At 67.3% G+C, this 9,789-nt stretch carries 5 protein-coding genes; 2 read left to right on the top strand and 3 right to left on the bottom strand.

All coding sequences use genetic code 11. The features are described from left to right. The 3 genes from VET27_RS20750 to VET27_RS20740 form a co-directional block, all read right to left on the bottom strand. Positions 1-1,213 (bottom strand): putative transposase (locus VET27_RS20750; protein ID WP_526521501.1); only part of this gene is annotated, 1,213 nt, incomplete at its 3' end. A gap of 296 nt (positions 1,214-1,509) precedes the next feature. After that, on the bottom strand, positions 1,510-5,205 hold the full coding sequence (locus tag VET27_RS20745; RefSeq protein WP_526521503.1) for a multifunctional oxoglutarate decarboxylase/oxoglutarate dehydrogenase thiamine pyrophosphate-binding subunit/dihydrolipoyllysine-residue succinyltransferase subunit: 3,696 nt from the start codon (positions 5,203-5,205) through the stop codon (positions 1,510-1,512). 233 nt (positions 5,206-5,438) lie between these two features. After that, the gene (locus VET27_RS20740; RefSeq protein WP_526521500.1) at positions 5,439-6,182 is read right to left on the bottom strand and encodes a hypothetical protein; all 744 of its coding nucleotides are present in this window, start codon (positions 6,180-6,182) and stop codon (positions 5,439-5,441) included. Positions 6,183-6,423: 241 nt separating this feature from the next. Between VET27_RS20740 and VET27_RS20735 the strand changes: the two genes are divergently transcribed. Both VET27_RS20735 and VET27_RS20730 read left to right on the top strand, forming a co-directional pair. Next, positions 6,424-7,626, top strand: a complete 1,203-nt coding sequence (locus tag VET27_RS20735) for a multidrug effflux MFS transporter (RefSeq protein WP_526521502.1) — start codon at positions 6,424-6,426, stop codon at positions 7,624-7,626. 186 nt (positions 7,627-7,812) lie between these two features. Further along, on the top strand, positions 7,813-9,789 hold a 1,977-nt coding region (locus tag VET27_RS20730), incomplete at its 3' end, for an MFS transporter (RefSeq protein ID WP_526521499.1).

Below are 9,789 nucleotides of genomic sequence, written 5' to 3'. Positions count from 1 at the left end.
GCAGCGGATCCCCCGCGGCGTCGGACACCCACGTTTCCACGGTGGCCGGGGCCGGGAACTTCAACCGCGGCACATGGGTTTTCGCGAGTTTACGGGTGCCCTGATAGGCCCGCACGTGGCCGTCGACGTAGAGCACCGCCGCCTGTTCGGGGCGGTCCTGCACATGCCGGCGGGCCATCGCGGCGATCCAGTCGGCGGCGTTGCCGGCCCCGGCCAGATATTTGATCTTGCGGCGGATCGTCTTGACCTCCGGCGCCCGATCCAACCCCAGCACCCGGCCCAACGCGACCGGGTCGATGCGGGTGGCGCCCTCGGCGCGGGCCTCACCGAGCAGGGCGCGGAACACGCTCTCGCACAACATCGTGTCCAGCGAGTAGAAGCCGTTCGGAAACTCCCCGTAGGCGGCGTGCGCGCACTCCAGCAGCCCGGTGGCGGCCAACCCCGGCAACGCCAGCAACACCCCGGCCAGCGGCGCGCGGGCACACTCGGTGAACACCGGCGGGGCATAGGAAATCAGCCCGAACGCCGCCAAGGCCCGCTCGACGCCACGATCGACCGGATCAGCCAACACCGGCACCGCACGCCCCGACACCGATCCGAGTTCGGTCTCGGCCACCGGCTCCGGCTCCGGTTCGGTCTCGGCCACCGGCTCCGCCTCCGGTTCGGCCCCGGTCTCGGGTTCGGGTTCGGGTTCGGGTGAAGCATCGGAAACCGTTGTGCGACCATGCTCCTCGGTCTCGGTCTCGGTCTCGGTCTCGGTCTCGGTCTCGGTGTCGGTGAATTTGAGTGCGTTGCGGACGCTGCCTTCGGAGACACCGGTTTCGGCGGCGATCCCACGGTAGGACGCGCCATCGTCGCGCAGGCGGCGAATGGTGGCGACGGTGTCGCCGGTGAGTTTCGACTTGCGTTTGGGGCCTTTGCGTTCCCCGAGCACCCCGGCGATGCCCGCGTCGGTCAGCTGGGCTTCCCAGCGCCGCACGCTGGCCGGTGTCACCGCGAACGCCGCGGCGATCTCGAGTTGGGTGGCGGCCTTGATCCGCATCAGCGACGCGGCCGCGAACCGGCGGGCCGCGGTGTCGCCGGCATCCCAGGCGAAGCACAGATTGCCGTGCACGAACACCCGGCCACCGTCGACGTCCTCGATGATCGCCGCGGCCGCACCGAACGGGCGGGCACCGTCGGGCATCAGCGGCAGGGGTGGCTGCGCGGTCATCACGCCCATGATCCACCCCTCAAATTCGCAGTAAATAACACTATCTATTATTACGCATCGGGAACGGAATTGCAAGCTGGCAGCTCACCAAATCCGCAGATCAGACTGCCGATCGACCGGACGCGCGACGCCTACGTGTCAGGAGTCCTGGACCCGCACTCGACGTGGACACACCCGCCCACCGACTAGCCGCACTCCTCGACCACGCCGCCTAACCGAGTTGCCCTAACCGATTGACAATGCCACGCGTGTCGGCCGCAGACACGCTCGCGCTGAGGTGGGGGTGGGGCGGGGGACTAGGGGCCGAAGGCCTCGTCGATGATCTCCTGCTGTTCGACGGCGTGCACCTTCGACGAACCCGAAGACGGTGCCGACATCGCACGGCGGGAGATGCGCTTGATGCCGGTCAGCTTGTCCGGCAACAACTCTGGCATCGCGAGGCCGAACGTCGGCCACGCACCCTGGTTGGCCGGCTCCTCTTGCACCCAGCAGAACTCCTGCGCATTCGGATATTCGTCGAGCGTGGCGCCCAGCCGCCGCTTCGGCAGCGGGTAGAGCTGCTCGACTCGCACGATCGCGACGTCCTCGCGGTTCTCCCTGGCCTTGCGTGCCGCCAGGTCGTAGTAGATCTTGCCGCTCGTCAACAGAATCCGCTTCACCTTCGAGCGGTCGCCGTCGCCGTCGGTGTACGTCGGCTCCTCCATGATCGAGCGGAACTTCTGCTCGGTAAAGTCACGAATGTCGCTGACGGCTTCCTTCTTGCGCAGCATCGACTTCGGGGTGAAGACGATCAACGGCCGGTGGATCCCGTCCAGTGCGTGCCTGCGCAACAGGTGGAAGTAGTTCGCCGGAGTCGACGGCATCGCGACGGTCATCGAGCCCTCGGCGCATACCTGCAGGAACCGCTCGATGCGGCCCGACGTGTGGTCCGGGCCCTGTCCCTCGTGGCCGTGCGGCAGCAGCAGCACGACAGCGGACAGCTGGCCCCACTTGGCCTCACCGGAGCTGATGAACTCGTCGATGATCGACTGGGCACCGTTGACGAAGTCGCCGAACTGCGCCTCCCACAACACCATTGCATCGGGGTTGCCGACGGAGTAGCCGTACTCGAAGCCCACCGCGGCGTACTCGGACAGTGCCGAGTCGTAGACCAGGAACCTGCCACCGGTCGGCGTGCCGTCGTCGGTGAGGGTCAGTAGTTCCAGGGGGGTGAACTCGGCACCGGTCTTGCGGTCGATGATCACCGAATGCCGTTGCGTGAACGTGCCGCGCCGGGTGTCCTGCCCCGTGAGCCTGATCAACTTGCCCTCGGATAGAAGGGTTCCCAGCGCCAGTAGCTCGCCGAAGGCCCAGTCCACCTTGCCCTCGTAGGCCATCTCGCGGCGCTTCTCCAGCACGGGCTTGACGCGTGGGTGCACGGTGAAGCCGTCGGGCACGGCCAGGTGCGCGTCGCCGATTCGCGCAAGGAGCGACTTGTCCACTGCCGTAGTCAGTTTCGCGGGCAGTTGTTGGTCGGACTCGACCGACTCGCTGGGCTCGATCTCGTGCTTCTCGAGGTCGCGGACCTCGTTGAACACCCGCTCGAGCTGGCCCTGGTAGTCGCGCAGGGCGTCCTCGGCCTCCTTGATCGAGATGTCGCCACGGCCGATCAGCGCTTCGGTGTAGGTCTTGCGGACCCCGCGCTTGGTGTCGATGACGTCGTACATCTCGGGCTGGGTCATCGACGGGTCGTCGCCCTCGTTGTGCCCGCGGCGGCGGTAGCACAACATGTCGATGATGACGTCCTTCTTGAACTTCTGACGGAAGTCGACCGCCAGCCGGGCTACCCACTGGGCGGCCTCGGGATCGTCACCGTTGACGTGGAAGATCGGCGAGCCGACCATCTTCGCGACGTCGGTGCAGTACTCCGAGGAACGGGAGTCCAGCGGTGAGGTGGTGAAGCCGATCTGGTTGTTCACGATGATGTGGATGGTGCCGCCGGTGCGGTAACCCCGCAGCAGGGCGAGGTTCAGCGTCTCGGCCACGACGCCCTGACCGGCGAACGCCGCGTCGCCGTGCAGCATCAAAGGCACGACGGAGAAGCGCTCCGTACCGTCACCGTTGTCCACCAGGTCCTGCTTGGCGCGAACCAGGCCCTCGAGAACCGGGTCGACGGCCTCGAGATGGGACGGGTTGGCCACCAGCGATACGTCGATGTCGTTGTCCCCGAACATCTGCAGGTAGTTGCCGGTCGCGCCGAGGTGGTACTTCACGTCACCGGAGCCGTGTGCCTGCGACGGGTTCAGGTTGCCCTCGAACTCGGAGAAGATCTGCGAGGCGGGCTTGCCGACGATGTTGGCCAGCACGTTGAGCCGACCGCGGTGCGGCATGCCGATGACGACCTCGTCGAGCCCGTGCTCAGCGGCCTGGTCGAGGACGGCGTCCATCATCGGGATGACGGTCTCGGCGCCCTCCAATGAGAAGCGCTTCTGCCCAACGTACTTCGTCTGAAGGAACGTCTCGAACGCCTCGGCGGCATTGAGCTTGCTCAGGATGAACTTCTGCTCGGCGACCGTCGGCTTGTCGTGCTTGACCTCGACCCGTTCCTGAATCCACTTCTGCTGTTCGGGCTCCAGGATGTGGGTGTACTCGACGCCGACGTGGCGGCAGTACGCGTCGCGCAGCACCGACAGCACGTCGCGCAGCTTCTTGTACTGCGCACCGGAGAAGCCGTCGACCTTGAACACCCGGTCCAGATCCCACAGCGTCAGGCCATGGGTGAGGACGTCCAGATCGGGGTGGCTGCGGAACCGGGTCTTGTCCAGCCGCAGCGGGTCGATGTCGGCCATCAGATGGCCGCGATTGCGGTACGCCGCAATCAGTTCGATGATCCGCGCGTTCTTGTCGAAGATCGAGTCGGGGTTGTCGGTGCGCCACCTGACGGGCTGGTACGGGATGCCCAGTTCGCGGAAGATCTCGTCGAAGAAGTCGTCGGACAGCAGCAGGTTGTGGATGGTGCGCAGGAAGTCGCCGGACTCGGCGCCCTGGATGATGCGGTGGTCATAGGTCGAGGTCAGCGTGATCAGCTTGCCGAGACCCATCTCGGCGATCCGTTCCTCGCTGGCACCCTGGAATTCCGCCGGGTACTCCATCGCGCCTGCGCCGACGATCGTGCCCTGGCCGCTCATCAGTCGCGGCACCGAGTGCACGGTGCCGATGGTCCCGGGGTTGGTCAGCGAGATCGTGACGCCCGCGAAGTCCTCTGCGGTCAGCTTGCCGTCGCGTGCCCGGCGCACGATGTCCTCGTAAGCGGCGACGAACTGGCCGAAACGCATTGTCTCGCAACGCTTGATAGCCGCCACGACGAGCTGACGCTTGCCGTCCTTGCCCTGCAGGTCGATGGCCAGGCCCAGGCTCGTGTGAGCTGGTGTGACCACGTTCGGCTTGCCGTCCACCTCGGCGAAGTGTCGGTTCATGGTCGGGAAGCTCTTGATGGCCTGCACGATCGCGTAGCCAAGCAGGTGGGTGATGCTGATCTTGCCGCCGCGGGTGCGCTTGAGGTGGTTGTTGATGACGACGCGGTTGTCGATCAGCAGCTTGGCCGGGATGGCCCGCACGCTGGTGGCCGTCGGCACGTCCAGCGAGGCGTTCATGTTCTTGACGACGGCCGCCGCCGCGCCGCGAAGAACCGCGACCTCGTCGCCTTCCGTGGGAGGAGGACCTGCGGGCGCCTTCGGCTTGGCCTCGGCAGGCTTGGATTCGGCAGGCTTGGCGGGTTCCGCTTTGGAGGCTTCGGGCTTGGCCGGTTCGGTCTTGGCGGGCTTCGCCTTCACGGACTCGGCAGCGGCCGGGGCCGGTGTCGCAGGCGCGGCAGCCTTGGCCGGCGCTGCAGCACGACCGTTACCGCTCGACGTCGCCGCCGTCTCGTTGGTCGGTTCCGGCGAGTAGTCGACGAGGAACTCGTGCCAACTCGAATCGACGGAGGAGGGATCCTCGCGGAACTTGCGGTACATCTCCTCGACTAGCCACTCGTTCTGTCCGAATGGTGAAGGTGAACTGCTCACGGCAGCTACTCGCCTCGATTCCTTCTAACTCCGCGGGCGCGCCGTCTGCCGCTCGCTCTTTCGCCGCATAAAGGCTAACGCTTCCGACGCATCCGGTAACGGCCAACGCCACTTGTCACATCGAGCCGACGTCGGCGGCGGCTGGGGACTATCCGTTCGGACGTCCCGGAGGAACGTCCGTCCTACTGCTCGAGCGCGGGCAGGACGTGCAGCGTCGCCGGCCACCGCGCGGGCGCGCTACCGAATGCGCCGCGGGCATTCGAGACGATCTTCTTGCCCATTGCCCGGTTCCCGACGCCACCGATCACCGCGCCGATGCCAACGGGGAGCATCTTCCCGAACGCAATGGCTCCGCGCTTCAGCGCGTACTTCTTCACGAAGAACTTGAGCAGTCGGCCGTTCAACTGGGACACCGCGGGCAACGGGAGCGACGCGGCGCCGTCGGCCAGCCAGGCGCCGCCCGTCCGGCCCGATCCGATGAGATCCGCGACCGCGTGCTTGCCGTCGTCACCGACGAGCACGGCGAGCACCAGGGCACGACGGCGCTCCCGATGGTCGGCGGGGATGCCGTGGGTTTCGGCAACCGCCAGCACGAAGACCGCCGTCGCCTCCAGGAACACCACGGTCTCACCGGCCACTGCGGACATGGCCACCAGCGTGCCGATGCCGGGGAAGGCCGCAGCCGACCCGACGGCAGCGCCACTGGCCATCACCGCGGCCAGGTAAAACTTCTCGAGCTTCTCGACGATCTCGGCGGGTGTCGCGTTGGGATTCTGGTCCCGCAGCCGCTGCACGTAGGCCCTCACCGCGGGCGCCTGAACGCGGGCACCGCGTTCGATGACCTGTGACAGCGCGCGGGCGGCAACGCTCGGGTCGTCGCCGAAAGTAGCGGGCAGCTGGTTCTTGGCGCTGGAACGAGCGCTCATGTGTACGGCCTCCAGGTGCGGACGGGCACGTCCAGGCTATCCCGTCGTGATGCCGTTCCAACGAACCACGGCGCCAGTGCGTGCCCGACGGTGATGTCGGTCACCGTTCGCCGTGGGAAGAAAACGCTCGTAACCCTTGCTAAACACTTTCATGGCAGCATCGGGATACGTGGAACTCAAGAGCGCTGAACCCACGGGCCCGGCGGTGACGAACGGCAAGGCGGTACCCAGCCAGACGCGGATGATCGTGGTCCTCGGTCTCCTGGTCGCACTGGGTCCGCTCACGATCGACATGTATCTACCGTCGCTGCCGCGGATCGCCCAGGACTACTCGGTGTCGTCGTCAGTGGTGCAGTTGACGCTCACGGGCACGCTGGCTGGCCTGGCCCTCGGTCAGCTGGTGATCGGCCCGCTCTCGGATTCGCTCGGCCGTCGTCGACCGTTGATGGCCGGAATCGTGCTGCACATGCTGGCGTCGCTGCTGTGCCTGTTCGCGCCGAACATCGTCGTACTCGGGATCGCCCGCGGGCTGCAGGGCGTCGGGGCGGCCGCGGCGATGGTGGTGGCCATCGCGGTCGTCGGCGACCTCTTCTCCGACTCCACCGCCGCGACGGTCATGTCGAGGCTCATGCTGGTCCTCGGCGTGGCCCCCGTGGTCGCCCCGTCCCTGGGCGCGGCCGTGCTGTTGCGCTTCTCCTGGCACTGGGTGTTCGCCGTTCTCGTCGTGTTGGCCGGTCTGCTTCTGCTGCTCGCGGCGCTCGCACTGCCCGAGACACTGCAGGTGTCGCATCGACGGCCGCTGCGCGTTCGCGGCATTCTCGCCACCTACGGCGAGCTGCTGCGCGACCGGCGCTTCGTCATCCTCGTGCTGGTCGCCGCGTTGGGCATGTCCGGCCTGTTCGCCTACATCGCCGGCGCCTCGTTCGTGCTCCAGGGCCGCCACGGCCTTGGTCAGCAGGCGTTCGCGTTGGTGTTCGGCGCGGGTGCGGTCGCGTTGATCGGCGCCACGCAGTTCAACGTGGTCCTGCTCCGTCGCTTCACGCCGCAGACCATCACGCTCTGGGCGTTGGTGGCCTCGGCCGTCTCGGGCGTGGTCTTCGTCGGGCTCGCCGCGTCGGGCGTCGGCGGCATCTACGCCTTCGTGGTTCCCGTGTGGGCGATCCTGGCGGCGATGGGCTTCGTCATCCCCAATGCGCCCGCGGTGGCGCTGTCGCGTCACCCGGATGCCGCAGGCACTGCTGCCGCGTTGCTGGGTGCCGGCCAGTTCGGGCTGGGTGCGGCGGTGGCTCCGCTGGTCGGTGTGCTCGGCAACGACGAGCTGGCGCTCGCGGCGGTCATGACTGCGGGCTCGGCCATCGCCTTGCTAGCGCTTCTCGCGGTGGGGGTCTCGGCGTCCGACGGCGACGCGGCTGCACCTGCCGGCGCGGTGCCCGACGCGGCGTGACTTGCACCGTTTGCCAGGTGACGTGAAGGTCGGCCGACTTGTCGTGCATCGGGCTGATCCGTAGCGTCGGCTCAATAGTTTCGCAACGCTGGTCGATTAAATGCTGCAGACACTGAGACGATCGCCGATGCCCCACGCCGCCATGGCCGGGGCCGCTGTGCCATGCCGCGCGGCCGAGGTGTCGCGATGACGGCGGCGCTGCAACTGCTGCGGCCCCGGACCGGCAACCCGTGGAACGCGCTGTGGGCCCTGCTCGTCGGCTTCTTCATGATCCTTCTCGACGCCACGATCGTGGCGGTCGCAAACCCGTCGATCATGGACACCCTCGACGTCGACTTCGACGCGGTCATCTGGGTGACCAGCGCATACCTGTTGGCCTACGCGGTGCCGCTGCTCCTGGCAGGCAGGCTCGGCGACCGGTTCGGCCCACGGAACCTGTACCTGGTCGGGCTGGCGGTGTTCACCGTCGCGTCGCTGTGGTGCGGTCTCGCCGGCAGCATCGAGACCCTCGTCGCCGCTCGCGCCGTTCAGGGGATCGGAGCGGCCCTGCTGACCCCGCAGACGTTGTCGACGATCACCCGGATCTTTCCCGCTGCGCGACGGGGCGTCGCACTGAGCGTGTGGGGCGCCACCGCCGGCGTCGCCACCCTCGTCGGGCCGCTGGCGGGTGGCGTCCTGGTCGACGGCCTCGGGTGGCAGTGGATCTTCATCGTGAACGTGCCGATCGGCGTCGTCGGGCTGATCTTGGCCTACGTCTTCGTTCCGGTCCTGCCCACGGAGAAGCACGGGTTCGACGTGCTCGGTGTCGTGCTGTCCGGCGTCGGCATGTTCATGATCGTGTTCGCGTTGCAGGAGGGCCAGTCGCATGACTGGACGTTGTGGATCTGGGGCATGCTCATGGCGGGCGTCGCCGCGATGGTGGGCTTCGTCTACTGGCAGGCGGTCAATCCCCGCGAGCCGCTGATCCCACTGAAAATCTTCCGCGACAACGACTTCAGCATGTCGAACGTTGGGATCGCCGTCATCGGCTTCGCGGTGACCGCGATGATCGTGCCGGTGATGTTCTACGCGCAGGCGGTCTGCGGGCTGTCCCCGACCCGGTCTGCACTACTGACCGCGCCGATGGCGGTCGCGACGGGTGTGCTGGCGCCGTTCGTTGGAAAACTCGTCGACCGCGCCCACCCGCGCCCGATCGTCGGGTTCGGTTTCTCCGCGCTGGCGATCGCATTGACCTGGCTGTCCATCGAGATGACGCCGACGACGCCGATCTGGCGGCTGCTGCTTCCGTTCGTCCTGATGGGCATCGGCATGGCGTTCATCTGGTCGCCGCTCGCGGCCACCGCCACCCGCAACCTGCCGCCGCGGTTGGCAGGCGCCGGTTCGGGCGTCTACAACACGACGCGGCAGGTCGGTGGTGTGCTGGGCAGTGCGGGAATGGCCGCGCTGATGACGTCCCAGATCAGTTCGGCGCTGCCCCCCGAGTTGGACCCCGGTGTCGGCCAGGGCGCGGTGACGCGGTTGCCGAGCTTTCTGCACGAACCGTTCTCGGCCGCGCTCTCCCAGTCGCTGCTGCTGCCGGCGTTCGTCGCGCTGTTCGGCGTGATCGCAGCGCTGTTCCTGCGGGGGTCCGGAGGCGGGTCCACGGCCGGGGGATGGGAGTCAGCGGCGGCGCCGGGTCGAGTCGTCGACCTGGAAACGCAGGTCGAACCCGACTACTTCTTCGACGACGACGACTACGTCGAGTACGTCGTCGAATGGTCCTCCGGGGAGGAGGACGCTGAATGGGCGGTCGAGAGGGACCAACCCGTCCATGCCGATCACGACGTGATTGCCGCCGACGAGAGTGCCACCGCACCGTTCGCCGTCTACGTCGAGCACCCGCTGCATGCGCCCGCCGACACCTGGCACGGCGGACCCGTCGAAGAGTGGCACAGCCTGATGGACGACGAACCGGAGACGGTGCCCGAACTCATCGCGATCGCCGAACCCGACTTGCCGCAGGAGCCCATTCCCCAGCGCAATGGGCGTGCCCCGTGGCACAGCATTCTCGACGAGCTGCTGGACGAACCGACCCACGCGCGCACTCCGGAGCCCATGCCGATCAGTTTGGCCCACAACGGTTTTCACGTCGAGTCGGAACCGACTTTCCAGGTCCCGTCGGCT

The organism is Mycobacterium sp. (assembly GCF_035633495.1).
In the GTDB taxonomy this organism is placed as follows: Bacteria; Actinomycetota; Actinomycetes; order Mycobacteriales; family Mycobacteriaceae; genus Mycobacterium.
The sequence above is the reverse complement of the archived record's forward strand: the minus strand, read 5'-3'. Positions and strand labels throughout refer to the sequence as shown.